The sequence below is a fragment of the Ensifer sp. Root142 genome (assembly GCF_001426785.1).
Taxonomy (GTDB): Bacteria; Pseudomonadota; Alphaproteobacteria; order Rhizobiales; family Rhizobiaceae; genus Ensifer; species Ensifer canadensis.
The window spans coordinates 861619-887306 of sequence record NZ_LMFK01000001.1 but is presented as its reverse complement, the minus strand read 5'-3'; the positions used below and the strand labels follow the sequence as shown (position 1 = coordinate 887306).

The following is a 25688-nucleotide window of genomic DNA, read 5'->3' as shown; positions in this document are numbered from 1 at the left end:
CGGGAGCCTGCCTGCGCAATGGCAGGCTCCCATACCTGTTCTTACGCACGGAATTTGCACACATGGACAAGCGCGCGGCCTTTCGTAGCTGGTGGCTGCCCAGCCTATTCGCCCTGCCGCAGATCATCCTGATCCTGCTCTTTTTCTACTGGCCGGCGGTCGCGGTGTTGCGTTGGGCCTTCACGCTCGAACCGCCCTTCGGTGGAACTGCGGAATTTGTCGGACTTGCCAATTTCAAGGAAGTGTTCGCCGACCCGCTCTATTGGAATTCCGTTGGGGTCAGCCTGGCGTTCGCCCTTTGCGGCACCTTGGCTACGATCTTTATCGGCCTTGTTCTTGCCCTGGCGGTTGACCGCCAGCTACCGGGTTCCGCGCCATTCAGGTTCCTCTACATCCTGCCTTACGCGATCGCGGGACCTGCTGCCGGCATGGCCTTCCGTTTCATCCTGTCGCCAGAGCGCGGGCTGATGGCATCGGTCAACGCCGCCTTTCCGGACTTCTGGAACCCAGCCAAGTATGGCAGCCATGCCCTTATTCTCGTCATCGTCGTGTTTGCCTGGAAATGGGCGGGCTACACATTCATCTTCCTTCTCGCAGGTCTGCAGTCTGTCCCGCGGTCGCTCATCGAGGCTGCAGCGATGGACGGCTGCGGCCCGATACGCCGCGCGGTCGACATCCAGATACCGATGCTTGCGCCCACGCTTTTCTTCCTGCTCGTGATCATGATGACCGAAGGTTTCGTCGGTGCGGACACTTACGGCATCGTCGCGCGTACGACGGATGGCGGCCCGAACCACGGGACGGATGTGATGGTCTACCGCATCGTCGAGGAGGCGTTCCGTGGATTGAACTACTCCGGCGCGTCGGCCCAGAGCCTCGTGCTCATCGGCCTCATCATGATCTTCACCTTTATCCAGTTCCGCTTCATCGAGCGCCAGGTCCATTACAAGTGAGGCAGTCATGATTCAGCGGACCCCTTTCGCAAACGCCCTCACCTATGGCGTGATGATCTTCGGCTTCCTCCTGCTGATAGGTCCCTTCATCGTCATCGTGTCGGGCGCGAGCCAAACGTTTCAGCAGGTCAACGCCATACCCTTCAGTTTCCTGCCGCAGGATCGCCTGTTTGAGAATATGAGCGCCGCCTGGACGCGGGCGAACCTCGGGACGGCGATGTTGAACAGCTTCGTGATGGCCAGCCTTGTAACTGTCGGCAAGGTCGCACTGTCAGCGTTGACTGCCTTTGCCATCGTATTCTTCCGAACCCCGCTGAAGGGCTTCTTCTTCTGGATGGTGTTCATCACGTTGATGCTGCCGCTTGAGGTGCGTGTCGTGCCCACCTACGCAGTCGCTGCCGATCTGTTTCAGCCCGTACGGCTTCTCATCTCCACTGCGACTGGTTTCGAGGTGTCCCTCGACTGGAACCTTCTCAACTCCTACGCCGGTCTCACGCTGCCGCTGATCGCAACGGCCACCGGAACATTCCTTTACCGCCAATTCTACCTAACTCTGCCCGATGAACTGGCCGAGGCCGCGCGAATGGACGGGTCGGGCCCGATCCGTTTTTTTATCGATATGCTCTTGCCGCTCTCGCGCACCAACATGCTCGCTCTGACCACGATCATGTTCGTCTACGGCTGGAACCAGTATCTCTGGCCGCTCCTGATGGTGACGGACCCTGCCTACAAGACCACGATGATGTCGCTGGTCGCGCTCCTGCCGGCCGACAACGGCACGCCGGATTGGAACGTGACGCTCGCCGGATCGCTGATCATCATGCTGCCCCCATTGGTCGTCGTTGCCGTCTTGCAGCGCTGGTTCGTACGGGGCCTGGTGGCCACCGAAAAATGAAACCGCTTCCCCCCATCTGCAGAAAAAAAGAGGTCCGCGTTCATGGCTGACATCGCAATTCGCGCCGTGCGTAAATCTTACGGCAAGACCCCCACCTTGCATGGCATCGACCTTGTTTTCGCGTCGGGAGAATTCGTCGTGATCCTCGGCCCATCAGGCTGTGGCAAATCCACGCTTCTCAGGATGATCGCGGGACTGGAGGAAATCACCGCGGGTGAGATCGCCATCAACGGACGGGTCGTTAACAGGCTTGAACCGCGCGAACGCGGTTGCGCCATGGTGTTTCAGAATTATGCCCTCTATCCACACATGACGGTCGCGGGAAACATCGGCTATGCCCTGAAAGTCGCTGGCGTACCAAAGGCAGAGCGCCTTCGCCGCATCGAGGAGACAGCCAAGATCGTCGGGCTCGCCGACTATCTCGATCGCAAACCTGCGGCCCTCTCCGGTGGCCAGCGGCAACGGGTTGCCATGGCACGCGCGATCATCCGCGAACCGAACGTATTCCTTTTCGACGAACCGTTGTCGAACCTCGATGCCAAGCTTCGTGTCACCATGCGCGCCGAGATCCGCAAGCTCCATCAGCGCCTGTCGGCAACGTCCGTTTTCGTCACACATGATCAGGTAGAAGCGATGACGCTCGCAGACAAGCTGGTCGTCATGAACAAGGGCGTCGTCGAACAGGTGGGCCGGCCGCTTGACATCTACCACCGTCCAGCAAGCATTTTCGTCGCCTCCTTCATCGGTTCGCCGGCGATGAACCTGTTTGACGCTCACATCAACGTCGACGACGCCTGCATAGAGTTCAGCGGCACGAAGATGCCGATCGACAGGGCTCTTGCCGCACGCTTGGGCGAAAGACATGTGACCGTGGGTATTCGTCCGGAACAATGTGTTGTTGCCACTGGCGCAAGAGGCATCTCGATGAAAGTGGACTTTGTCGAAGAGCTCGGAGCTGGCCGCGTCATCCACTCGGAATTGGATGGCCAACTCTTTGCAGCCTGTGTCGATGAAGAGACGTACGTGAGGCCTGGCGACCGGATCGCGCTGGAACTGCCGCTTGCGCATTTGCATGTGTTCGACCGAGAGACTGGTCGACGTATCGAGCTTGAAGTCGAGCCTCGCAGTGGCCGCAATGCGCGGCAGGTGCTCGAAGCAGTCTAATCATCACAACATCGAAGGAGATGGAAATGAACGAATTCATATCCGCTATTGGCTTTTGCAACCGGACGGGCAAGGGAGATCTGTCGAGCCTTGACGCTTCTTTGCGCGAAATCGCCGATACGGGTGCGGATGCCTGCGAGATCGGGATCTATGGCGAGGAGATCATCAGCGGAGGTCGCGTCATCGAGGATCGGCTCCAGTGCGTCGCCGACATCACGCGCAAGTACAGTTTCAAGAAGCTTTCGCTGCACGGTCAGATCGTATCCAACTTCATGGATCGCCAGCATCACGATTTGCAGAAGAAGGTCGTGAGAGCGATGCTCGAGCTGTGCGACCGGCTCGGCGCAGGAATCCTTGTCCATCACTCCGGCGCGGCGCAGCTTGCCGCCGGAGAGAGCGCCGCTGATCTCGACAAGATGGAACGCGACGCACTCGCAGAGATGTCGGATATCGCAAAAGGATATGGGGTACGGATCGCGCTTGAAAACATTTTCACGACGGAAACCGGACAGTATCGGCAAACACCGAGCCAGGTCGCCGAAACAGTCCGTTCGATCGGCTCCGACAACGTCGTTGCGCTTATCGACTTCTCGCATGCTTACATCGAGGCCACGCATCGCGGGCTGGATTTTCGCGAGCAATTGCGGGCAATGGCACCGGTGGCAGGCCACCTGCATGTTCACGACAGTTTTGGGCTGCCCTACTCCATGAACCGCTTCTATCATCCAGCTGAGGCGACGGCACTAGGCATCGGAGATTTGCATCTGCCAATTGGTTGGGGCGATATTCCTTGGGATGACATCTTCGCCGAACTGATCTTCCTTCCAGACACGGCACTAATCATGGAAATCAACGCCGAGCGGTTTGCTGATCAGCAACCTGCGAGCCTGGAACGAGCAAGGCGTTTGGCAACCGTGGTGGGCCTTCGATCAGCTGCCTGAGGAAGTTCCGGTTAGCTCGTTACCATCCATGTTGATTGGTTGTCCGGCCGCACATGTGCGGCGGGACAACTGTTCCATCGCCTAGAAGCCCGTTCGTCAGACGGCCCGTTTGATCGCTATTCGAGGTCCTTCGCTCCTGTCTGCGCCGACGATCTTCAGATCGGGATGCGGCCGGCGCTTTCCGGGCGCAGTTTCTGACTTGGCAGTGATCAGAAAGCGATATTGCTCCGCTCACGCCGAAAGCAGCACCCGTGTGAGGGCGTGTCCGACGTCGGCGAGGCCGTCGATAACGTTGAAATGATGTTTGTCCGGTTCCGCGATCGCGGCGGTTGTTGCACCCAGTCCGGTCCAGATATTGGCTAGCAGAGCGCTCTGGCGCAAGAACTCGGCGCGTTCGCCGCCCCCGACCCAGCAGGTGATGCGGGCATTTGCCATGGGGCGCAGCAGAGCAGGACTTTCCGAAAGCGCCTCGCTCTCGTCGATCGCGAGCCTCTCGTTCATCGCGGTTGCCATGATCGGACGCAGGTCATGAACGCCCGAGATCGAGACGACGTTTCGAATCCGCTGCTGCACATGCGGTGCCAGTGGCGCGGTCGTCGTGATCATCCGGCTGACGAGATGCCCTCCGGCCGAATGCCCGGTCAATATCAGCGGCCCATCGACCAGCTTTGCGGCCTCGCCGATGGCCGCAGCCACCTCTTCGACGACCCCCGCGATGCGAATTTCGGGGCAGAGCGTGTAGGAGGGCATGGCGACGGCGTAGCCGCTGGCAACGGCGCCGGTGGCCAGATGCGACCAAAAGCTCTTATCGAGCTGCAGCCAGTATCCACCATGCACGAAGACGACCAGGCCCTTGGCTGAGCCATCAGGGAAAAACAGGTCCATGCGGTTTCTCGGCCGCTCGCCATAGCGGAGGTCGAGTTTTGCACGCCCGGCTGCCTGAAGGGCACTGCGGAAGGCTTCGGCTGGCTTGACCCAGGCTTCCGGCCATAGGTCGCCACGAGCGATGTTCGAGCCATTCGCATAGGCGTCGTCCCAATTGGTAATGCGGCGTTCCAGCATCGATTTTAATCCTCCTCATTTTCTCCTCAGGCGTAGCAATCGCCTGCCAGACCAGCAAACACAATGCCACCACCCAAAAAAACTTTAGGCTTGAAATAGTTTTTGACCGGTGCGATGCTGCCCCATGTTCAGCCGAGAAGTGGAGGTCTCGCTGTGCCTATCACGATCATTGGAGTCGTCTCAGCGACGACGCGCTTCATCGGCAACGATCCGGCGACGCCTGCAACCGGTTTGTACGGCCGGGCTTCGCACGAACGCAAGAATTATAGCCGGCTTTAAAAAATGCCTGAGCAACAGGCAGGAACGGAACAGGGGATTAGCCGCCACATGCTTGGACCGACTTCGCACGTCGATACGTTTACCCGTGACCATCTGCCTCCGCCGGAAGAATGGCCAGACTTCCTTCTCGAAGGCTTCGACTATCCGGACCACCTTAACGCCGCGGTCGAACTGACCGACGCCATGGTCGCCAAGGGCTTTGGCGACCACACCGCCCTGATCGGCAACGGTCGTCGGCGAACTTACAAGGAACTTTCCGACTGGACGAACAGGCTGGCCCATGCGCTTGTCGAGAATTACGGCGTCAGGCCCGGCAATCGCGTGCTCATACGCTCCGCCAACAACCCCGCCATGGTCGCCTGTTGGTTGGCAGCCACCAAGGCCGGCGCCGTCGTCGTCAACACGATGCCGATGCTCAGAGCCGGAGAGCTGTCCAAGATCATCGACAAGGCCGAGATCAGCCTGGCACTCTGTGACACACGTCTGATGGACGAGATGATCGCCTGCGCAAAGGATAGCCGCTACCTGAAACAGGTCGTCAGCTTCGACGGGACCGCAAACCACGACGCCGAACTTGACCGGATTGCACTCGACAAATCCGTCCTCTTCGAGGCGGTGCACACCGGTCGGGACGACGTGGCGCTTCTCGGTTTCACCTCGGGCACGACCGGGATCCCGAAGGCGACCATGCACTTCCATCGCGATCTGATGGTGATCGCAGACGGCTACGCCAGAGAAGTCCTAGGGATCACACCCGATGATATCTTTGTCGGCTCGCCTCCACTTGCATTCACCTTCGGCCTCGGCGGCCTTGCGATCTTTCCCTTACGCTTCGGGGCGGCAGCAACCCTTCTTGAGCACGCGACGCCCGCGAACATGGTGGAGATTATCGAGAAATACAAAGCCACGATCTCGTTCACCGCCCCTACCGCGTATCGGGCGATGATGAAGGCGATGGACAACGGCGCGGACCTTTCATCCCTGCGGGTTGCAATTTCGGCCGGAGAGACACTGCCGGGGCCCGTCTTCGACGAATGGACGAACAAGACTGGCAAGCCGATCCTCGACGGGATCGGCGCGACAGAGATGCTGCACATCTTCATTTCCAACCGATTCGAGGACCGTAAGGCCGCCTCGACCGGGAAGCCCGTCGGTGGCTACGAAGCACGGATCGTCAACGACGAGATGCAGGAAGTTCCCCGCGGTACGATCGGCAAGCTTGCAGTGCGCGGCCCGACCGGCTGCCGCTACATGGCCGATCCACGCCAGCGTGACTATGTCCGCGACGGCTGGAACCTGACGGGTGACGCCTTCTATCAGGATGAGGACGACTTCTTCCATTTCGCGGCCCGATCCGACGACATGATCATTACCGCGGGCTACAACATCGCCGGCCCAGAAGTCGAAGCGGCCTTGATCTCGCATCCGGAAGTCGTTGAGTGCGCCGTGGTCGGTGCACCCGACGCCGAGCGCGGTGAGATCGTCGAGGCCTATGTCGTGCTGTCGGCCGGCGTGTCGGCAGATGAGGCGACGATCAAGCGCTTGCAGGATCACGTGAAGGCGACGATCGCGCCCTACAAGTATCCACGGTCGGTAAAATTCCTGGACAGCCTGCCGAAGACAGCCACGGGCAAGATCCAGCGGTTTCGATTGCGGTTGGAGAACTGAAATGAGCGAACCATACGATCCTTCGAAGGAAGGCGCCCAGATGTCGTTCAAGGGGCGCATGTCCTACAGCGACTACCTGATGCTGGAGAAAGTGCTGGACGCACAGGAGCCGCTCTCAAAGGCTCATGACGAGATGCTGTTCATCATTCAGCATCAGACGTCTGAACTCTGGATGAAACTCGCACTGCACGAGATCAACGCGGCTGTCCGGTCGATCCGCGAAGACCGGCTGGAACCCGCCTTCAAGATGCTGACGCGCGTGGCGCGTATCTTCGAACAGTTGAACAGCGCCTGGGACGTGCTTCGCACGATGACGCCCAGCGAATACACGCAGTTCCGCGAGTCTCTGGGACAGTCGTCCGGCTTCCAGTCGTGGCAATACCGGGCGATCGAGTTCCTCGCCGGCAATCGCAACGTCGCCATGCTCGGACCACACACGCATCGTCCCGAGATCCTTAAAAAGCTGGAGGCGATCCTGGCCGCACCGTCGCTCTATGATGAGGCGATCCGGCTCCTGTCTCGCAAAGGGTTCGATGTCGGCGAGGAAGCAGACAGGACGGATTGGCGCGAAACGCGCACGGAAAGCGACAAGGTCTTTGCGGCCTGGCAGACGGTCTACCGCGATCCCGAGCGCTACTGGATGCTCTATGAGCTCGCCGAGAAGCTGGTCGATTTCGAGGATTACTTCCGTCGATGGCGCTTCAACCACGTCACGACAGTGGAGCGCATCATCGGCATGAAACGCGGAACCGGGGGAACATCCGGCGCGTCCTACCTCAAGAAGATGCTCGAGGTGGAGCTCTTCCCAGAGCTCTGGCATGTGCGCACAGGTCTCTGATAGAACACAACTCAAAAGGGAACCTACTAGGAGGAGAACAGCATGAACCGCATTCTGGCAGCGGGCCTTCTTGGCCTCTCGCTAACGACATCAAGCCTCGCCCACGCCGAGCCGGTGAAGATCGGCGTCATCACAACGCTTTCGGGCGGCGGCGCCGGTCTCGGCATCGACATGCGCGACGCATTCACGCTTGCGATCAAGCAATCGGGCAACAAGGACGTGGAGCTGGTGATCGAGGACGATGCCCAGAAGCCGGAACTTGCGGTGCAGATCGCCGAGAAGATGATCCAGGGCGACAAGGTCGACCTGATGACCGGGATCATCTGGTCGAACCTCGCCATGGCCGTCGTACCGAACGCGGTCGCGCAGGACGTGATCTATCTTTCGCCCAATGCTGGTCCCTCGGCACTTGCCGGCGCGAACTGCAATCCGAACTATTTCAACGTCGCCTACCAGAACGACAACTTCCATGAGGCGATGGGCCAGTACGCCAACAAGGACTACAAGAACGCGTTCATCCTGGCGCCCAACTATCCGGCCGGGAAGGATGCACTGACCGGCTTCAAGCGCTACTACAAGGGCGACCTTGCCGGCGAGATCTATACCCAGGTGGGCCAGACGGACTATGCCGCAGAGATCGCCCAGATCCGCGCCTCCGGCGCCGACTCCGTCTATTTCTTCCTGCCCGGTGGCATGGGCATCGCTTTCATGAAGCAATATGCCCAGTCGGGCGTCGGCATCCCGGTCATGGGCCCCGGCTTCTCCTTTAGCCAGGACGTTCTGCCGGCGATCGGCGACGCCGCCCTTGGCGTCAAGAACTCGGCGACCTGGTCCAAGGATCTCGACAACGAGGCCAACAAGAAATTCGTCGAAGCCTTCAAGGCCGAGTACAAGCGCCTGCCCTCGATCTACGCGGCGCAGAGCTGGGACACGGCGAACCTGATCCTTGCCGCGCTGTCGAAGGCGAGCGTCAAGGACAAGGACGCCTTCCGCGCGGCGCTGAAGGCGGCGGATTTCAAGTCCGTGCGCGGCGAGTTTGCCTTCAACAACAACAACCACCCGATCCAGAACATCTACGTGCGTGAGGTGGTGAAAGAAGACGACGGCGTCCTGACCAACAAGATCATCGCGACTGCCTTCGAGCATCACAAGGATGCCTACGCCGAGAAGTGCGGGATGTAAGACTTGCACCTGTTGTCGCCCGGGTGCTCGGCTTGCCGACATCCGGCCGATGATCCATGCAACCCTGCCACCAAGCTTGGACCGGTCTCTTGTTCACCGCACTCCTGATCGAACAACTGCTCAACGGGCTCCAGCTCGGCGTGATGCTGTTTCTGATGGCCGCCGGCCTGACGCTGATTTTCGGCGTCATGGGTCTGATCAATCTCGCCCACGGCTCGCTCTACATGATCGGCGCCTTCGCTTGCGCCACAGTCGCAGCCGCGACCGGCTCCTTCTGGCTGGGGCTGATCGCCAGCCTCACGGCCGCCGCCGGCGTCGGTGCGATCATCGAGGTCGCCGTCATCCGCAGGCTCTACGACCGTGATCATCTCGACCAGGTGCTCGCCACCTTCGCACTGATCCTGATCCTGTCCGAAGGTGCGCGCTGGATCTTCGGCTCGTTCCCGCTCTATCTCGACATACCGCCTTTGCTTCAGGGCGCTGTGCCGCTGCCGGGCGGCGGTCAGTATCAGCTCTATCGCCTGGCGATCATCGGCGTCGGCATCGCCGTGGCCGTCGGCCTCTATTTGCTGATCTCCAGGACCCGGCTCGGCATGCGCATCCGCGCGGGCGAGTCGGACCGCGAGATGATCGCGGCGCTCGGCGTCGACATCGGCACACTTTACACAGTCGTCTTTGCGCTCGGCGCAGCACTTGCGGGTCTTGCCGGCGCATTGGTCGGGGCGCTGCAGTCGGTGCAGGTCGGAATGGGCGAACCGGTCCTTATCCTCGCCTTCGTCGTCATCGTCATCGGCGGCATCGGCTCCATCAAGGGTGCGCTCGTCGGCGCTGTGATCGTCGGGGTCGTCGATACCATGGGCCGCTTCCTGCTGCCCTCGCTGCTGGCATTGACCATGCCTGCATCGCAGGCGACCACGATCGGGGCGGCGCTGGCCTCGATGCTGATCTATGTCGTCATGGCCCTCATTCTTGCCTTCAGGCCGAGCGGCCTGTTCGCCGCGCAGTCATGAGGTCCCGATGAGCCGCGAAACCACAGTCAATCTGCTTTTGGCGCTCCTCCTTCTCGGTGCACCACTTGTCGCCGTCGGCATCGGCGAGCCCTTCTATGTGACGCTTGCAACCCGCGTCGCCGTGCTGGCGCTCGCCGCCGTCGGTCTCAACCTGGCGCTTGGGCTTGGCGGGTTGCTTTCCTTCGGCCATGCAGCGTTCTTCGGCCTCGGCGGCTATGTCGCCGGTATCCTTGCGACGCACGCCTTCAATGGCGAACCGCTCATTGCCGACATTCCGGCAACCACGTCGATGCCACTCATCTGGATAACGGCGGTGGTGGTCGCAGGGCTCGTTGCGTTGCCCATCGGTGCGATCAGCCTGCGCACGACAGGCGTCTATTTCATCATGATCACCCTCGCCTTCGCGCAGATGATCTACTATTTCGCGATCTCCTGGCCGGCCTATGGCGGCGAAGATGGCCTGTCGATGTCGGTGCGCAACGCCTTTCCCGGAGTCAATACCTCCAAGCCCCTTCCCTATTTCCTGGTCTGCTACGCCGCGCTAATGGCAACGCTTCTCCTGTTCCGCATCGTCGAGGGCTCGCGGTTCGGCAGCGCCCTGCAGGCAGCGCGACAGAACGGAACGCGCCTTGCCGCCGTCGGCATCGCGCCCTTCAATATCCGGCTCGTCGCCTTCGCGGTCTCGGCGATGATCACCGGATTTGCCGGTGCGCTCTATGCCGATCTCAATCGCTTCGTCGGCCCTTCGATGCTGTCGTGGCACATGTCAGGCGAACTGATCGTTCTCATCATTCTCGGCGGCAAGGGTCGGCTGTTCGGGCCTGTTGCCGGTGCAATGATCTTCGTGTTCTTCGAATATGTGCTCGGTGGCATCACCGAGCGCTGGCAGTTCTTCCTCGGCCTAATCCTGCTCGGCATCGTGCTCTTTGCACGCGGCGGGCTGCTGGGCCTGCTCTCGGGAAAGCCGCGTCATGTCTGAGCCGACACTCGAAATCCGCGACCTCAGAAAATCCTTCGGCGCGCTCAAGGCCACCGACGGGGTGAGCCTTAAGCTTCACCCGGGACAAATCCATGCGCTGATCGGTCCGAACGGCGCCGGAAAAAGCACGCTGATCCACCAGATCGCCGGTTCGCTCAAGGCCGATAGCGGCACGATCCGCTTTCTCGGCCAGGACATCAGTGGGCTCGACATGGCCGCCCGCGCGAGACTCGGTCTCGCGCGCAGCTTCCAGATCTCCTCGCTGGCACAGGAGTTCTCGGCCCTTCGCAACGTCATGCTGGCGGTGCAGGCAAGCCGTGGCAGCAGCTTTCGTTTCTTCCGCCAGGTGGTTGACGACAAGGACCTGACCGAGCCAGCAATGGAGATGCTGGAGCGCGTCGACCTCGCCGCGCGCGCCCACGTTCCGGCGGCGGAACTCTCCCATGGCGAACGCCGGCAGCTCGAAATCGCTATCGCGCTGGCGCTATCGCCGAAGGCTTTCCTGTTCGATGAACCGATGGCCGGCATGGGGCCGGAGGGCTCCAAGCGGCTGACGTCGTTCCTCGATGGCTTGCGCCACGAAGCGCCGATGCTGCTCGTGGAACACGACATGGACGCGGTTTTTGCACTCGCAGACCGGGTATCCGTGCTCGTCTATGGCCGCATCATCGCAACCGGCACGGTCGAGGAAATACGCAGCGACCCGGAAGTGCGCCGCGCCTACCTGGGAGAAGCCGCGTGAGCCTCCTCGAACTGAGAAGCCTCGAAACCTTCTATGGCGCTTCCCAGGCGCTCTTCGGTGTCAACCTCGATGTGCGGGAGGGCGAAGTGGTCGCCCTCATGGGTCGCAACGGCATGGGCAAGACGACGACGATCAACTCGATCCTCGGCCTCGCGCGCCCGCGCTCGGGCGCGATCAGTTTCGCTGGCAAGGCGATTTTCGGCATGCGGCCGCACCGGATCGCCAGACTCGGCCTTGGCCTCGTGCCCGAAGGACGACGCTGCTTCCCGAACCTCACGGTCATGGAAAACCTCGTTGCCACTGCGCGCGGTAGCGAATGGACCTTGGAGAAGGTGGTCGCGCTCTTTCCCCGCCTCGGAGAGCGGCGCGACCAATATGCCAATACGCTTTCCGGCGGCGAGCAGCAGATGCTTGCCATCGGCCGGGCGCTGATGACCAATCCCAGCCTGCTCATTCTGGACGAGGCGACCGAGGGCCTGGCGCCGGTGATCCGGCAGGACATCTGGTCGGCGATCCGTACGCTGAAGGCGGCCGGCCAGTCGATCCTCGTCGTCGACAAGACGCTTTCGGAATTGCTGCCCGTGGCTGACCGCTGTTTCGTCCTGGAGAAGGGTACGACGGTTTTCGAGGGATCGCCGGCAGCGCTGACGCCGACGCTTCAGGATCGCTATCTCGGCGTCTGAGTTCGTCGGTCAGGCGGCAGGAATGCCGCCACCAAGCACGACGGAATAGGCCGCAGCGTCGATGTTGCCGCCGGAAATCACGCAAACGATGTTTCCCTTAAGGTCCGGTCGGGCGATCGCGGCGGCAAGCGAAGCGGCTCCTGCACCTTCTGCCACGATCTTGGCCTTCCTGAACAACAGCCGCATCGCCTCTGTCACCTCAGCGGGACTGACGGCAATGGCCCCGTCGATCAGGTCGTTTGCAACCGGCCAAAGCTGCGGGACCAGCGATGGAGCGCCGATGCTCTTGATGAAGGACGGGCGGGTTTTGACCGTCACGATCCGCCCCGCCTCAAGGGCCGCGCAAACCGGGGCGGCGCTGTCGTCCTCGACCGCAAAGACGCGCGCCCGCCGGGAACCGGTTTTGATGGCACTGGCGACCCCGGTGGTCATGCTGCCGCCGCCATAGGGGGTCAGTACCACATCGACATCGGGCAAGTCCTCGACGATCTCCATGCCAATGGAGCCGTTGCCTGCGAGTACCGCCTGATCGGTCACCGGATTGATGAGCAGTTCCGGCGCATCCGGCCGGTCTACGCCGATAATGTAGTCCCACCAGGTCTCGGCAGTGACGAAGCGCACCTCGCCGCCAAGGTCGCGCACGCCGTCAATCTTCGTCTGCGGCGCTCCTTGGTACATATAGGCGACCATCGGAACACCGATGAGGCGCGCGGCCCAGGCCATGCCATAGGCCATATTGCCGGAACTGGTGACCGCCACGCCGTTCTGCAGGACTAACGGATCACGCGACAACACGGCATTCAGCGCCGGGCGAAGCTTGAAGGCGCCGATCGGAGAAAGGGTCTCCAGTTTCAGAAAGATCTGCCGGTCCGCAAGTCCGAGGTCGAGCCTGACCAGTGGCGTGCGCGCGAAGTGGGGAGCGATGCGGCCACGCGCCTCGGCGATTTCGTCCAATGTCGGCCGGTGTGGTGCAGCGGTCATTGCGAAAGTCCCCGTTTGCCGTCTTCCCACTCTCGGCGCAGCGACCAAGACCTGATCCGCGGGGCGGCGTGATCTTTGCTTGCGTCTGGATGCGAGGCTGCGGGCGGCATGCCGCCCGCAATGTGTCGATGCTATCAGATCAGGTCACGGCCGCACGGACGGCAAAATGCGCATCCTGCCACGCACCGGTGCGCAGGATTTCTTCGAGAATCTCAACCGCCTGCCAGACATCGGCGTAGCTGACATAGAGCGGGGTGAAACCGAAACGCATCGTCGACGGCGCGCGGAAGTCGCCGATGACGCCGCGGGCAATCAACGCCTGCATGATCTCGTAGCTGTTGGGATGGCTGAACGAAACCTGGCTTCCGCGCCTCGCGCCGTCACGCGGGCTCTCGAGCTTAAGGCCGTAGGCGCCGCATTTCGCCTCAACCAGCGTGATGAAGATGTCCGTGAGCCGGATGCTCTTCTCACGCAGCTGGGTCATGTCGACCTCGTCCCAGACGTCGAGCGAACCCTTGAGCGCCCGAAGCGACAGGATCGGTTGCGTTCCGCAGAGGAAGCGACGAATCCCCTCGCCCGCGGCATAGTGTTTTTCGAAGGCAAAGGGGCGCGCATGCCCCCACCAGCCACTGAGCGGCTGGCGGATATCGCCATGGTGACGCGTTGCGGCATAGATGAAAGCCGGCGCTCCGGGGCCGCCATTCAGGTACTTGTAGGTGCAGCCGACGGCGAAATCGACATTCGCGCCGTCGAGATCGACCGGCAGGGCGCCTGCCGTATGGCAGAGATCCCAGATGATCAGCGCGCCATGATCGTGCGCCTTGCGGGTCAGCGCCGCCATGTCGCGCAGTTCGCCGGACTTGTAGTTCACGTGGTTGACCAGAACCACGGCAACGTCACTGTTGATCAGGTCTTCGATCTCGGGCGCATCGACCCCTTCGAGACGCAGCGCGGCGCCAGGACGCGTCGAGACCACGCCTTCGGCCATGTAGAGATCGGTCGGGAAACTGCTGCCTTCGCTGACGATCACCGAGCGCTCCGGCCGCAGCGCCATCGCCGCATGGAGGGCCTTGTAGATGTTGATCGACGTGGTGTCGCAAACGACCGTCTGGCCGGCCGCCGCGCCAATCAGCCGGCCGACCCTGTCCCCGAGCGCAAGCGGCATCTCGAACCAGCCGGCCGTGTTCCAGCTTCGGATGAGATCCTGGCCCCACTCCTCCGTCGCTGCCTTGGTAAGCTCAGCGAAGGCGGCATTCGAGGCTACGCCCAGGGAGTTGCCGTCGAGATAGATGAGGCCCGGCGGCAGGATGAAGCGCTCGCGCATCGGACGCAGCACATCGGCCGCATCCATGGCCTCGATCGCCGCAAGATCAGGAACTGCACTCATGAAGATGGTCCTTGGTTATTCACGAACGGTTTCGCGGGCGGGTGCTGGCCCGCGGCTTCGCTTGAGGCTCGGAAGAGCCAGCATGGCGAGAACGAAGAGGCCGGTCGCAAGTTTCAGATCAGGTGGTGGCATGCCGGCGGCCAGGCAGAAGGAGACGAGCTGATAGTAGACGACCGCACCGACAAACGGGGCGGCGAGCTGGCGCAGCACGCTTTGCTTGCCGACGATCGCCTCGCCAATCATCAGCGCCGCGAGCCCGTTGATCAGGATGCCGAGGCCCATGTTGACGTCGGCAAAGCCCTGCGACTGCACCATCAGCGCTCCGCCCGCCGCCGAAAAAGCGCCGGCAAGCCCGACGCCGCCGATCGTCGCCAGCCAGACATTGATGCCTTGCGCTTCGGCCATGTCAGGGTTGGCACCGACGGCGCGAACCGCCGTGCCCTTCTCGGTCCTGAAAAAATGATGAAGCAGGAAGAGGACGATGAGAGCGATCAGCCCGGCGACCACGATCTTGCTTGCCGGGAAGCCCGGCTGCAGCCCTGGCACCCAGTCGAATATCGTCGGTGCCCCGAAGACCGAGAGGTTCGACCGGCCCATAATGCGCAGATTGATCGAGTAGAGCATCGTCATCATCAGGATGCCGGCAAGCAGCGTATGAATGCGGAACCTGAGATGGATGAACGCCGTGCAGCAACCGGCAACGAAGCCGGCAACCAGGGCAATGGCAATCGCGGCCAGCGGCGACATGCCGGCTGCCATCAGCACACCGCAGACGCAGCCGCCAAGCGGGAAGGCGCCCTCACTGGTCAGATCCGGAAAGCTCAGCATGCGAAACGGGATCATGATCCCCAGCACGACGAAAGCGAGGATCAGGCTCTGGGCCAAGGTGACGGGGATGAGCGAGACAAAACTCGCGATGGTGTTTTGAAGAATATCCATGATCATCAGCTCGCCAGGAACATGCGGTCGGTTTTGACGGAGAAATGGCCAATCAGGTCCGGGACCGTCGTCTGGGCCTTGTCCTTGCCATCGATTTCGAGGCGCACGCGCCCGGCGTCGAGCATGATGACCTTGTGGCCGAAGTCCACGGCATGCTGCATGTTGTGCGTCACCATCAGCGTCGTCAGCTTCAAGGCTTCGACCGCGCGGATCGTTGCTTGCATGACGATATCGGCGGTGCGCGGGTCGAGGGCCGCGGTGTGCTCGTCGAGTAGCAGCAGCTCCGGCGTACCGCCGACCGCCATGATCAACGACAACGATTGCCGTTGGCCGCCCGACAGTAGCTCCACGCGCGTATCAAGACGCTTTTCGAGGCCGAGGCCCAGAAGCGACAGGCGCTCCTTGTAGGCGCAGAGCCTTGCCGCGTTCAGCCCGAGGCGCAGGGTGCGCTTGTTGCTTCGAAGCTCGGCGAGCAGCATGTTTTCGGCCACCGTCATGCTGGCGGCCGTACCGCGCATCGGGTCCTGGAACACCCGCGCAAGCCGCATGGCGCGTTTGTGCACGGGCGTCGCCGTCACATCGTCGCCATTGATGACGATCTGGCCGGAGTCGAGCGCGAGCGCCCCGGAGATGGCGTTGAGCATGCTGCTCTTGCCGGCGCCGTTCGAGCCGATGACGACGCCGAACTCGCCTGTTGCAAGGCACAGGTCGAGGCCGTCGAGCGCGACCTTTTCGTCTGCCTGCCCCTTGTAGAAGACCTTGCGGGCCGATCTGATTTCCAGCATTGGCTCCCCCCCTTATAACCCATGAAGTGACGGCGCTCCCGACGCCGTCACCTATTCGCCCAAAATCAGTCGACCAGGCAGCCGCAATCGGCGAGCGACGCCGGCACTTCGATGCCGAAGGCCGCCGCCGCCTTCTTCGAAATCAGCGGCGCATGATCTTCATAGCTCGGGCGCGAGGGAGCGATTGTCTTTGGATCCTTGCCCTTGAGGATTTCGGCGGCAATCTTGCCGGCATTCATGCCGACCTGCTCGTAGTTGACGGCAAAGCTTGCCGGCACGACGCCGTCGCGTACAGCACCATCGTCGGAGTTGACGATCGGGATCTGCGCCTGGCGTGCAGCCGCAGAGACGGCGCCGATTGCCGGCTGGAGCAGGTTGGATGCGGGCGTATAGATCACGTCGGCCTTGCCGGCGAAGGAGGCAATGCGCTGCTGGATGTCGTTGACGTTGTCGACGCCAACGGCCACGACCTCAAAGCCGGCGGCCGGTGCAGCCGCCTTGATCTTGTCGAGCAGCGCCGTGTCGTTCGCCTCGCCAGGGTTGTACGGCACGCCAAAGCGCTTGGCCTCCGGAAGGAGCTTGCGGGTAAAGGCCATCACGGCAGCCACATCCTGAAGGTCCGTCGCGCCAGTCATGCCGTCGTCACCCGCCCCCCAGGACGGAACCAGCTTGGCTGCCACCGGATCGGTGACGGCGGAAAAGACAACCGGAATACCGGATCCGGCGAGCGCCTTCTTGGCGATCTGCGAGACCGGCGTGGTGATCGTATAGATTAGTTTCGGCTGTTCTGCCTGCAGCTTGGCAATCATCTGCGGCACAAGCGAGGCGTCGAAATTTGTGTGGCTTTCGGTGTAGACGACATCTGTGCCCTCGACGAAGCCGTTTTCAGCAAGCGCCTTCTTGAAGCCGGCGATCGATGCGCTCAATTGCGGATGTTCGCCGAAATTGGCGATGCCAATACGGATCGGATCAGCAGCCGCCGTTCCCGCTCCCCACGCCAGCACGCCGGCGACAACCAATCCCGAAAGCCAAGTGCTCTTAAGCCTGCCCATACATCCCTCCCAGAATCTGACGAGCGTTACCGCCCTCCTCGGCGGCGTGGGTGGATGATGGAGACCGTCAGACTTCTTGTCAAACAAATATATATATTTTCATCGGAAGCTCAGAACTATATATATTTGTATCGACCCGATGCGGGCGTTAAGGGAACTTGATGCAAGACCACGAACAGTCGACCAAGACCGAATTGGCCTACCGCCTGCTGCGACGCGATATCCTGGCGACGCGTCTCAAGCCTGGCGCGCCGATGAAGCTGAGTGTGCTGCGCGAAAGCTACGGAATCGGCTGGACACCTCTGCGCGAAGCGCTGTCGCGTCTGGAGGCGGAAGGCCTGGTCACGGCGATCAGCAACCGCGGCTTTGCCGTTGCTCCGGTTTCACGCGAGGAACTGGACGATCTCACCCGCGCGCGCCTGGCCGTCGAAATGCCGCTGCTTCTCGAGTCGATCGAGAATGGCGACAGTGCATGGGAGTCCGCCGTCGTCACCGCGCACTACCGGCTGTCCCGCTGCAAAGTTTCCGTCGAGCATTTCTCCGAAAGCGAGATCGACGAGTGGGACGAAAAGCACGCCGCCTTCCACGCGGCACTGATCGGTGCGGCACGATCGAACTGGTTGACCCGCTTCCAGTCAACGATTTCCGATCAGCTTCGTCGCCACCACCGTTTCCTCAGCCTGGCCCCGACATTGAGGGCTGCCGCAGGGATGAGCAAGGGATACGAGGAAGCCGTCGCCGCCTTGCAAGACGCCATGGCGATCGAGCATCACACTGAGCTAATGGAGGCGGCACTTGATCGAGATTTCGAGCGCGCCAGGTCGCTGATGGCCGACCACATCGGCTTTACCGTCAATGTCTATGTCCAATCCGAAGACGGTGGCCGTTCTCAATCTTCCGGGCGCCCGTCGTTGCCGGGGCTTGCGTCCAAATGACGGCCCGACGCAGCCTGTCCAAGAGCCGGAAACATCTCTAATAGAGACAAGGCGGCAGTATACGCCTGCAGCTTTGGGAAAGCGGACGTTTGGTATGATGGGTGAAGACAAGTTCGACATCTCGCCGGAATGGGTGGATGGCGAGACCAAGGCCCTCGAGGCTCCCGGCGATCACCGTGTCGAGCTCAGGCTCTGGCTGCGTCTGCTGACGTGCTCGACACTGGTCGAGAGCGAAGTCCGCCGGCGGCTGCGGGAAGAATTCGACTCCACCCTGCCACGTTTCGACCTGATGGCCCAACTCGAGCGAGCGCCTGATGGCATGGTCCTGGGGGAAGTCTCTAAGCGCATGATGGTCTCACCCGGCAACATAACGGTTCTTGTGGAACGGCTGACCGAGAGCGGCCACATCAGCCGTACGACACCGCCGACGGATCGACGTGTACAGATCATCGCGCTGACGCCCTTCGGCCGCGCTGAATTCGAGAAAATGGCGGCAAGGCATGCCGACTGGATTTCCGACCTGTTCGCTGGACTTTCAGCGAAGGAGGGCGGTGTGTTGATGGACGAGCTTGCCAAGCTCAAGCGATCCGTCATTGCTGCGTTGGCCAGGAATAGCTGAGGCGCTGCGCCTTTCGTTACGCCTTCTCCCGAGATCCTCCGAAACGGTTCGCCACTCGCGCACCGCGCTTCCGACGCATGAAGCGTCGTCACAATTGTCGAAACAATTTTAAGCTTGAAATTTCTCTGGAACGAGTCCACCCTGCTCCTCGCAGTCCGGGATGACGGTCGACGACATCTGGACGATGACACACGCAGCCGGAGCTCGGGAGGAGAACGACATGCGGATCGTCTGTATCGGTGGCGGGCCAGCCGGCCTCTATTTTGCGCTGCTGATGAAGCGCCAGCACCCGGAACACCGCATAACGGTCGTCGAGCGGAACCGCGCCTTCGACACCTTCGGCTGGGGGGTGGTCTTCTCGGATGCGACGATGCAGTCAATGCGCCAATGGGATCCGGAGACTGCTGAGGCGGTCGAGGTCGCGTTCAACCACTGGGACGACATCGAACTGGTTTTCAAGGGCCGCAAGATCAGGACGACGGGCCACGGCTTCGTCGGCATCGGCCGCAAGAAGATGCTCAATATCCTCCAGGATCGCTGCCTCGAACTCGGTGTCGAGCTTGTGTTCGAGCACGACGTCGAAAGCGACGAGGAATTCGCCGATGCGGACCTCATCATCGCCTCCGACGGCGTCAACTCGAGGATCCGCAACAGATACGCCGACGTTTTCCAACCCGACATGGTCGTTCGGCCAAACCGTTATGTCTGGCTCGGTACGGACAAGCGCTTCGACGCCTTCACCTTCGACTTCCAACGCACCGAACACGGCTGGTTCCAGGCGCATATCTACCGCTTCGATGAGAACACCTCGACCTTCATCGTCGAAACCACGGATGACGTCTTTCAGGCCCATGGTCTCGACCAGATGGACCAGGAGCAGTCGATTGAGTTCTGCGAAAAACTCTTTGCCGAGACGCTCGACGGTCACAAGCTGATGACCAATGCGCGCCATATGCGCGGTTCGGCCTGGCTGAACTTCGGCCGGTTGATTTGCGAGAAGTGGAGCCATTTCAACGGCAATAGCCACGTCGTGCTGATGGGTGACAGCGCCCACACGGCGCATTTCGCCATCGGCTCGGGCACCAAACTTGCGATCGACGACGCCATCGAGCTTACCCGGCAGTTCGATATCCTCGGCCACGACGAAGCCAACATCCCGGCTGTACTCGCGGCTTACGAGGAGGTGCGCCGGGTTGATGTCGCCCGCATCCAAAATGCGGCGCGCAACGCCATGGAGTGGTTCGAGGTCGTCGGCACGCGCTATGCCGATACGCTGGAGCCGGAGCAGTTCATGTATTCGATGCTGACCCGCTCACAGCGTATCAGCCACGAGAATCTTCGCCTTCGCGACAAGGACTGGCTCGAAGGTTTCGAACGCTGGTTCGCCGAACGTGCCGGCGTCGAGCCGGCGCCGAATGGCACGGTTCCGCCGCCGATGTTCACGCCCTTCAAGCTTCGCGGCCTGACGCTCAGGAATCGCATCGTCGTTTCGCCGATGGCGATGTATTCGGCGACCGACGGCGTGCCGAACGACTTTCACCTGGTGCATCTCGGTGCGCGCGCCATGGGCGGCGCGGCCCTCGTCTTTCCTGAAATGACCTGCGTGTCGGCCGACGCCCGCATCACGCCCGGATGCTTGGGACTCTGGAACGACGAACAGACGTTGGCCTTCAAGCGCATCGTCGATTTCGTGCACCAGCAGACGCCTGCCAAGATCGGCATCCAGCTCGGGCATGCCGGGAGAAAAGGTGCGACCAAGTTGGCCTGGGAGGGGATCGACCAGCCCTTGAACGAGGGCGCCTGGCCGCTCATTTCGGCGTCCGCCCTGCCTTACCTCAAGCATTCGGATACGCCGCGCGAAATGACCCGCGCCGACATGGACCGCGTCGTCGCTGACTTCGTGCAGGCGACCGGACGCGCCCGTGACCTCGGTTTCGACATCCTCGAACTGCACGTGGCGCACGGCTACCTGCTGTCGAGCTTCCTGTCGCCGCTCACCAACCTCCGCACGGACGAATATGGCGGCGACCATGCGGCCCGCGCCCGCTTCCCGCTCGAAGTGTTCCACGCGGTTCGCAAGACGTGGCCCGAGGACCGGCCGATGTCGGTGCGCCTTTCTACGCATGACTGGCACGAAGGCGGCAACACGCCTGAGGACGCGGCGATTTTCGCCCGCCTGTTCAAGGAAGCCGGCGCGGACATGATCGACTGCTCCTCCGGTCAGGTGGTGAAGGAAGAAAAACCGGTTTACGGCCGGCTGTTCCAGACGCCATTTTCCGACAAGATCCGCAACGAGATCCAGGTTCCAACCATCGCCGTCGGAGCGATTTCCGAAGCAGACCACGCCAATTCCATCATTGCCGCCGGCCGCGCCGACCTCTGCGCGATTGCGCGTCCCCATCTGGCGGACCCGTCCTTCGTCATGCACGAGGCAGCGAGGATCGGCTATGACGGGCAGTCCTGGCCAAAGCAATACCACTCCGCCCGTGCGCAATATGTGAACAATCTGGCGCGTGCCGCAACGACGGTAGGCAAGCCATGAGCCGCAGACACGCCCTCGTCACGGGCGCCGGAAGCGGCATCGGCAAGGCGATCGCGCTTGCACTCGCAGCCGATGGCCATATCGTCAGCCTCGTGGGGCGTCGCGCCGCGCCGCTCGAAGCCGTGAAAAAGGAAATCCACTCATCGGGCGGCGAAGCCCATGTCCACCATGAGTTCGATGTGACCGACCCGGCAGCGGTCGAGCAAGGCATTTCGGCTGCGATTGCGAAGAGCGGAGAGATTGCGGTGCTCGTCAACTGCGCCGGCGAGGCTCCTTCGGCGCCGTTCGAGAAAACCGATCTTTCACTCTGGCAACGGGTGCTCACGGTCAACCTGACCGGGGTGTTTCTCGTGACGCAAGCAGCCCTTGCCTCGGTGCGCCGTGCTGGAAACGGCCGGATCGTCAATGTCGCGAGCACGGCGGGCCTGACCGGCTATTCCTACGTTTCCGCCTACTGCGCATCGAAGCACGGCGTTGTCGGTCTGACGCGCGCGTTGGCGCTCGAACTTGCGCGCACCGACGTCACCGTCAATGCCGTCTGCCCGGGTTTCACCGACACGCCGCTGATTGATGGGGCGCTTGAGACAATCAGCGAAAAGACGGGCCGCTCACGCGAGGAAGCCCGCGCCAGTCTCGCGCGAGCCAATCCGCAAGGGCGGTTGGTCACACCTGACGAGGTGGCTCACACCGTCTCCTGGCTGGTGTCGGAGAAGGCGAGCGCCATCACCGGCCAGGCCGTTGCGGTTGCCGGCGGCGAAGTTCTCGGAGGATGACGACATGACAAACCCGATGCAGGCCAAGAAGCGCGCCTTCAAGAACCACAAGGCGAAACACTTCCTGTTCGAAACGGATGCTGACGGCCGGGTTGCCACGATCACGCTCAACCGTCCCGAAAAGAAGAACCCGCTGACCTTCGAAAGCTACGAGGAGCTCGTCGATCTTTTCCGGGCACTCGGTCGCGCCAGCGACGTGCGCGCGGTGATATTGACCGGCGCCAATGACAACTTCTCCTCCGGCGGCGACGTTTTCGAGATCATCGAGCCATTGACGCGCATGTCGATGCCCGACCTGCTCGATTTCACCCGCATGACCGGCGAGCTTGTGCGCCAGATCCGCGCCTGCCCCCAGCCGGTCATCGCCGCCGTCGACGGCATCTGCGCCGGTGCCGGCGCGATCCTGACGATGGCCGCGGATTTCCGTGTGGCAACGCCGGAGGCGAAAACGGCATTTCTGTTCACGCGTGTCGGGCTCGCGGGTGCCGACATGGGCGCCTGTGGCATCCTTCCCCGGATCATCGGCCAGGGTCGCGCGAGCGAACTTCTCTTTACCGGCCGGGTCATGACCGCGACGGAGGGCCATGCCTGGGGCTTTTACAACGCGCTGCATGAGCGTCCGGCGTTGCTGACCGAGGCCGAGAAATACGCACGCGGCATCGCCGACGGCCCGTGGTTCGCCCATGCGATGACGAAGAAGATGCTCGACCAGGAATGGGCGATGGGCATCGACCAGTTGATCGAAGCAGAAGCACAGGCCCAGGCGATCTGCATGGCAACCGGCGACTTCCGCCGCGCCTTCGAGGCCTTTGCCGCCAAAGCGAAGCCCGAATTCAAGGGAAACTGACGATGAGCGCGATGGACAAAGCACCGCGCGGACCGACCCGCGATCATCTTGACTGGCCGTTCTTCGAGGATAACCATCGCGCTCTTGCGGAGGAATTGGACAACTTCATTGCCGGCGGCGGCCTCGGCGCGATCGATCACGGAAATGTCGATACTGCGTGCCGGCATCTGGTCAAGGCGCTCGGTTCCGCAGGCGTTCTCCGCCATTGCGTGCCGAAGGCGTTCGGCGGCGCAAGCGACGAGATCGACAGCCGGTCAGTCTGCCTCGTCCGCGAAACGCTTGCCTATAGCGACGGCCTTGCCGATTTTGCCTTCGCGATGCAGGGGCTTGGCACCGGCGCAATCAGCCTTTCCGGGACGCAGGCGCTGAAAGAGACGGTCCTGCCCAAGGTCGCCAGCGGCGCGTGGATATCCGCCTTCGCCCTTTCCGAACCCGACGCCGGTTCGGATGTCGCGGCGATGACCTGCGCGGCCCGACGCGACGGCGATCACTTCGTGCTCGACGGCGAAAAGACCTGGATCTCGAACGGCGGCATCGCCGATGTCTACACGGTTTTCGCCCGGACCGGCGGGGCCCCCGGCACGCGTGGCATATCTGCCTTCGTCGTCTTCGCCGACACACCTGGCTTTACGATCGCCGAGCGTATCGAGACGATTGCGCCGCATCCGCTCGCCCGGATTCGCTTCGACAATTGCCGCATCCCGGCGTCACAGCTTCTCGGCAGCCCGGGCGAAGGCTTCAAGATCGCCATGCGCACTCTCGACATCTTCCGCCCGTCCGTTGCGGCGGCCGCAACCGGCTTTGCCCGCCGCGCTCTCGACGAGGCGTTGGCGCATGCAAAAAGCCGGAAGATGTTCGGTGCGACGCTCGCCGATCTGCCGACGGCACAAAGCACGTTCGGCGAAATGGCGACCGCAATCGATGCCGCCGCACTTTTGACCTGCCGCACGGCGTGGCAGCGCGACGTACAGAAACGGCCGACGACCCGCGAGGCGGCAATGGCCAAGATGACGGCGACGGAGAATGCGCAATGGGTCATCGACCAGGCGCTGCAGCTCTTCGGCGGTCGTGGGGTACGCGTCGGCGAGATCACGGAGCGCCTCTATCGTGAGATCCGTGCGCTGCGCATCTACGAGGGCGCGACCGAAGTTCAAAAGCTCATCATCGGCCGCGAGCTGATGAAGGGCACGGCACGATAACGGGGGGTGTCGAGCATGCACGGCTCAAAAGTGTCATTCGACTGGCACGATCCATTCGACCTGGATGGACAGCTGACGGAAGAAGAACGCATGGTGCAGCACACCGCTAGGGGCTACGCCGAAGGCCGGCTTTCGCCCCGCGCGCAAGAGGCGTTCCGTCAAGAAAAGACCGATCCGTCGTTCTTTACCGAGATGGGCGAACCGTCGATCCTCAAGCGGAATTCCTGCGGAAAGGCGCTGGAAATCGCCAGAACCGCCCGCGACATGCTCGGCGGAAACGGCATCTCGGACGAGTTCCCTGTGGCGCGCCATCTCGTCATTCTCGAAGTGGCCAACACCTATGAGGGCACCCACGACATCCACGCGCTGATCCCAGGTCGTGCCATCACCGGCATCGCCGCCTTCGCGAACTGAGGTCCGGCATCCGTGTACAGAAGCAAGAGATCGCTGCGGTTCGGAGACTGCGATCCCTCCGGGATCGCCTACTTCCCCTCCTACCTCAACATCCTCGTCGGGGTGATGGAGGACTTCTTCGCTTCGCTCGGCTTTCCCTGGAAGGCGATGATCGACGAACGCCAGATCGGCGTGCCGACGGTGCGCCTCGACCTGACGTTTGTTCGTCCGGGCTTTCAGGGCGACGAACTCGAATTCGAGCTCGCCGTGCGAGGTGTTGGCCGGTCGTCGCTCGACATGGAGCATACGGTCTCGGCTAAGCAAATCGTCCTCTGGACGGCGAAGCACCGGGTCGTCGCCACCTCGCTCGCCAACCACTTTTCCCTTGCATGGCCGGACGATATCCGAGCCGCACTGACGCAACATCTGGAGACAACCAATGCACACCATCCTGCAACCTGAAGGCTGGGCAAAGCCCATCGGCTATGCCAACGGCGTCGCTGCGAAGGGCCGCACTGTCTTCGTCGGCGGTCAGATCGGCTGGAACGAGCGCTCCGAGTTCGAAACCGACGATTTCATCGAGCAGGTCCGCCAGACGCTGAAAAATGTTGTCGCCGTTCTTGCCGCCGGCGGGGCGGAGCCGCACCATATCACTTCGATGACGTGGTACTTCACCGACAAGCAGGAATATGTCGGCAACCTCCGCGGCATCGGCCAAGCCTACCGCGATATCATCGGCAGGCACTTCCCTGCAATGGCGGCAATGCAGGTGGTCGCGCTGGTCGAGGACCGGGCCAAGATCGAGATCCAGGCCACAGCCGTCATCCCCGATTGAGGATT

General features: G+C 61.9%; 26 protein-coding genes. 20 read left to right on the top strand and 6 right to left on the bottom strand.

Annotated features, from left to right (window positions below):
- Positions 1-62 precede the first annotated feature (62 nt).
- From ASD52_RS04190 to ASD52_RS04175, 4 genes are read left to right on the top strand one after another with little or no spacing between them, the layout of a single operon-like run.
- Positions 63-953, top strand: a complete 891-nt coding sequence (locus ASD52_RS04190) for a sugar ABC transporter permease (RefSeq protein WP_057218926.1) — start codon at positions 63-65, stop codon at positions 951-953.
- Between the two features lie 7 nt (positions 954-960).
- Positions 961-1848 (top strand): ABC transporter permease subunit, encoded by an 888-nt coding sequence (locus ASD52_RS04185; RefSeq protein WP_057223044.1) that lies wholly within the window; start codon positions 961-963, stop codon positions 1846-1848.
- A 42-nt stretch (positions 1849-1890) separates the two neighbouring features.
- Positions 1891-3012 carry a sn-glycerol-3-phosphate import ATP-binding protein UgpC gene (locus ASD52_RS04180; protein ID WP_057223042.1) on the top strand — a complete coding sequence of 374 codons (1122 nt, stop codon included), beginning with the start codon at positions 1891-1893 and terminating at the stop codon, positions 3010-3012.
- 26 nt (positions 3013-3038) lie between these two features.
- Positions 3039-3953 (top strand): sugar phosphate isomerase/epimerase, encoded by a 915-nt coding sequence (locus ASD52_RS04175; protein WP_082571709.1) that lies wholly within the window; start codon positions 3039-3041, stop codon positions 3951-3953.
- Positions 3954-4184: 231 nt separating this feature from the next.
- On the opposite strand, the gene ASD52_RS04170 is transcribed toward ASD52_RS04175, so the two are convergent.
- The gene (locus tag ASD52_RS04170; RefSeq protein ID WP_057223038.1) at positions 4185-5015 is read right to left on the bottom strand and encodes an alpha/beta hydrolase; all 831 of its coding nucleotides are present in this window, start codon (positions 5013-5015) and stop codon (positions 4185-4187) included.
- A 327-nt stretch (positions 5016-5342) separates the two neighbouring features.
- Here ASD52_RS04170 and ASD52_RS04165 point away from each other — a divergent pair, with 327 nt between their 5' ends.
- The 7 genes from ASD52_RS04165 to ASD52_RS04135 all read left to right on the top strand — a co-directional run bounded on the left by ASD52_RS04165 (position 5343) and on the right by ASD52_RS04135 (position 12396).
- The gene (locus ASD52_RS04165) at positions 5343-6962 is read left to right on the top strand and encodes a benzoate-CoA ligase family protein (RefSeq protein WP_057223036.1); all 1620 of its coding nucleotides are present in this window, start codon (positions 5343-5345) and stop codon (positions 6960-6962) included.
- Position 6963: 1 nt separating this feature from the next.
- On the top strand, positions 6964-7800 hold the full coding sequence (gene kynA / locus ASD52_RS04160; protein WP_057204692.1) for a tryptophan 2,3-dioxygenase: 837 nt from the start codon (positions 6964-6966) through the stop codon (positions 7798-7800).
- 42 nt (positions 7801-7842) lie between these two features.
- Complete coding sequence (locus tag ASD52_RS04155) at positions 7843-8982, top strand: ABC transporter substrate-binding protein (RefSeq protein ID WP_057223034.1); 1140 nt, start codon at positions 7843-7845, stop codon at positions 8980-8982.
- 89 nt (positions 8983-9071) lie between these two features.
- The gene (locus tag ASD52_RS04150; protein ID WP_156612877.1) at positions 9072-9992 is read left to right on the top strand and encodes a branched-chain amino acid ABC transporter permease; all 921 of its coding nucleotides are present in this window, start codon (positions 9072-9074) and stop codon (positions 9990-9992) included.
- A gap of 7 nt (positions 9993-9999) precedes the next feature.
- A complete protein-coding gene (locus tag ASD52_RS04145) occupies positions 10000-10971 on the top strand; it encodes a branched-chain amino acid ABC transporter permease (protein ID WP_057223030.1) in 972 nt (323 codons plus the stop codon).
- Positions 10964-11713, top strand: a complete 750-nt coding sequence (locus ASD52_RS04140; protein ID WP_057223028.1) for an ABC transporter ATP-binding protein — start codon at positions 10964-10966, stop codon at positions 11711-11713. Before ASD52_RS04145 ends, ASD52_RS04140 begins: the two co-directional genes overlap by 8 nt.
- On the top strand, positions 11710-12396 hold the full coding sequence (locus ASD52_RS04135) for an ABC transporter ATP-binding protein (protein WP_057223026.1): 687 nt from the start codon (positions 11710-11712) through the stop codon (positions 12394-12396). Before ASD52_RS04140 ends, ASD52_RS04135 begins: the two co-directional genes overlap by 4 nt.
- A 9-nt stretch (positions 12397-12405) precedes the next feature.
- Here the strand turns inward: ASD52_RS04135 and ASD52_RS04130 are convergent, their stop codons facing one another.
- The 5 genes from ASD52_RS04130 to ASD52_RS04110 form a co-directional block, all read right to left on the bottom strand.
- Positions 12406-13377, bottom strand: coding sequence for a pyridoxal-phosphate dependent enzyme (locus ASD52_RS04130; protein ID WP_057223024.1), 972 nt, complete (start codon positions 13375-13377; stop codon positions 12406-12408).
- 139 nt (positions 13378-13516) lie between these two features.
- The gene (gene kynU / locus ASD52_RS04125; protein WP_057223022.1) at positions 13517-14764 is read right to left on the bottom strand and encodes a kynureninase; all 1248 of its coding nucleotides are present in this window, start codon (positions 14762-14764) and stop codon (positions 13517-13519) included.
- A 15-nt stretch (positions 14765-14779) separates the two neighbouring features.
- A complete protein-coding gene (locus ASD52_RS04120) occupies positions 14780-15703 on the bottom strand; it encodes an ABC transporter permease (RefSeq protein ID WP_057223431.1) in 924 nt (307 codons plus the stop codon).
- A gap of 5 nt (positions 15704-15708) precedes the next feature.
- Positions 15709-16488 (bottom strand): ABC transporter ATP-binding protein, encoded by a 780-nt coding sequence (locus ASD52_RS04115; RefSeq protein ID WP_057223017.1) that lies wholly within the window; start codon positions 16486-16488, stop codon positions 15709-15711.
- Positions 16489-16553: 65 nt separating this feature from the next.
- Positions 16554-17540 (bottom strand): ABC transporter substrate-binding protein, encoded by a 987-nt coding sequence (locus tag ASD52_RS04110; RefSeq protein WP_057223015.1) that lies wholly within the window; start codon positions 17538-17540, stop codon positions 16554-16556.
- Positions 17541-17701: 161 nt separating this feature from the next.
- Between ASD52_RS04110 and ASD52_RS04105 the strand changes: the two genes are divergently transcribed.
- From ASD52_RS04105 to ASD52_RS04065, 9 genes are all read left to right on the top strand, one after another.
- The gene (locus ASD52_RS04105; protein ID WP_057223014.1) at positions 17702-18475 is read left to right on the top strand and encodes a GntR family transcriptional regulator; all 774 of its coding nucleotides are present in this window, start codon (positions 17702-17704) and stop codon (positions 18473-18475) included.
- A 94-nt stretch (positions 18476-18569) separates the two neighbouring features.
- A complete protein-coding gene (locus tag ASD52_RS04100) occupies positions 18570-19094 on the top strand; it encodes a MarR family transcriptional regulator (RefSeq protein WP_244497411.1) in 525 nt (174 codons plus the stop codon).
- A 220-nt stretch (positions 19095-19314) separates the two neighbouring features.
- Positions 19315-21636: a bifunctional salicylyl-CoA 5-hydroxylase/oxidoreductase gene (locus tag ASD52_RS04095; RefSeq protein WP_057223425.1), complete on the top strand. Its 2322-nt coding sequence runs from the start codon at positions 19315-19317 to the stop codon at positions 21634-21636.
- Complete coding sequence (locus tag ASD52_RS04090; RefSeq protein WP_057223013.1) at positions 21633-22409, top strand: SDR family NAD(P)-dependent oxidoreductase; 777 nt, start codon at positions 21633-21635, stop codon at positions 22407-22409. The genes ASD52_RS04095 and ASD52_RS04090 overlap by 4 nt, the downstream gene beginning before the upstream one ends.
- A 4-nt stretch (positions 22410-22413) precedes the next feature.
- Positions 22414-23256 (top strand): enoyl-CoA hydratase family protein, encoded by an 843-nt coding sequence (locus tag ASD52_RS04085; RefSeq protein ID WP_057223422.1) that lies wholly within the window; start codon positions 22414-22416, stop codon positions 23254-23256.
- Between the two features lie 11 nt (positions 23257-23267).
- On the top strand, positions 23268-24455 hold the full coding sequence (locus ASD52_RS04080) for an acyl-CoA dehydrogenase family protein (protein WP_057223419.1): 1188 nt from the start codon (positions 23268-23270) through the stop codon (positions 24453-24455).
- Positions 24456-24470: 15 nt separating this feature from the next.
- A complete protein-coding gene (locus ASD52_RS40540) occupies positions 24471-24869 on the top strand; it encodes an acyl-CoA dehydrogenase family protein (protein ID WP_057223012.1) in 399 nt (132 codons plus the stop codon).
- A gap of 12 nt (positions 24870-24881) precedes the next feature.
- Positions 24882-25310, top strand: a complete 429-nt coding sequence (locus tag ASD52_RS04070) for a thioesterase family protein (RefSeq protein ID WP_057223011.1) — start codon at positions 24882-24884, stop codon at positions 25308-25310.
- Entirely contained in the window at positions 25288-25683 is a 396-nt protein-coding gene (locus tag ASD52_RS04065) for a RidA family protein (RefSeq protein ID WP_057223010.1), read from the top strand. Before ASD52_RS04070 ends, ASD52_RS04065 begins: the two co-directional genes overlap by 23 nt.
- Positions 25684-25688 lie beyond the last annotated feature (5 nt).